Source organism: Staphylococcus sp. GDB20D11A (assembly GCF_016893255.1).
Taxonomy (GTDB): Bacteria; Bacillota; Bacilli; order Staphylococcales; family Staphylococcaceae; genus Staphylococcus; species Staphylococcus aureus.
In genome coordinates this window covers 1-886 of sequence record NZ_JAFEPJ010000042.1, presented here as the reverse complement: position 1 = coordinate 886, position 886 = coordinate 1, and the positions used below count along the sequence as shown (strand labels likewise).

At 29.3% G+C, this 886-nt stretch carries 1 protein-coding gene; it reads left to right on the top strand.

The window, feature by feature from the left end; genetic code table 11:
* Positions 1 to 220 precede the first annotated feature (220 nt).
* Positions 221 to 886: protein rep (locus JV528_RS14300; protein ID WP_204254859.1), on the top strand; the 666-nt coding region annotated here is incomplete at its 3' end.

Below are 886 nucleotides of genomic sequence, written 5' to 3'. Positions count from 1 at the left end.
ATTTTATCCCTCCTAACTTGGAAATTTGAAACGAGTTGAAAACGAGTTTCTTCTTGTCTTGATACTATATAGAAATAACGTTCTTTTTTAAAAACATGATTTGTCGTTGATATGACAGTGTTTTTATGTATTTTTGGAGTTGAAAAGAAAATTTGACATGAAAAAACCCCAGTTATATTATTAAGGTGTCGAATCTTAAATAAAACTGGGGGCTTTTTATATGCAATATAATACTACTAAATATATTGACGAAAATCAAGATAACGAAACATTAAAAGATATGACGAAAAGTGGGAAGCAACGCCCATGGAGAGAAAAGAAAATTGATAATGTAAGTTATGCAGACATACTGGAAATTTTAAAAATTAAAAAGGCTTTTAACGTAAAACAATGTGGTAACGTCTTAGAGTTCAAGCCGACTGATGAAGGTTATTTGAAGTTACATAAGACATGGTTTTGTAAATCAAAATTATGTCCAGTTTGTAATTGGAGGCGTGCTATGAAAAATAGTTATCAAGCTCAAAGAGTGATTGAAGAAGTGGTTAAGGAAAAACCGAAAGCACGTTGGTTATTTCTAACACTTTCAACAAAAAATGCTATAGATGGGGATACTTTAGAACAAAGTTTGAAACACTTAACTGAATCATTTAGAAGATTATTTAAATATAAAAAAGTTAGTAAAAATTTAATTGGTTTTATGCGTTCAACAGAAGTAACAGTTAATAAAAATGACGGCAGTTATAATCAACATATGCATGTTTTGTTAAGTGTTGAAAATAGTTATTTTAAGAATAAAGCTAATTATATAACTCAAGAAGAATGGGTTAGTTTATGGCAAAAAGCATTACAAGTTGATTATCGACCCGTAGCAAATATTAAAGCGATC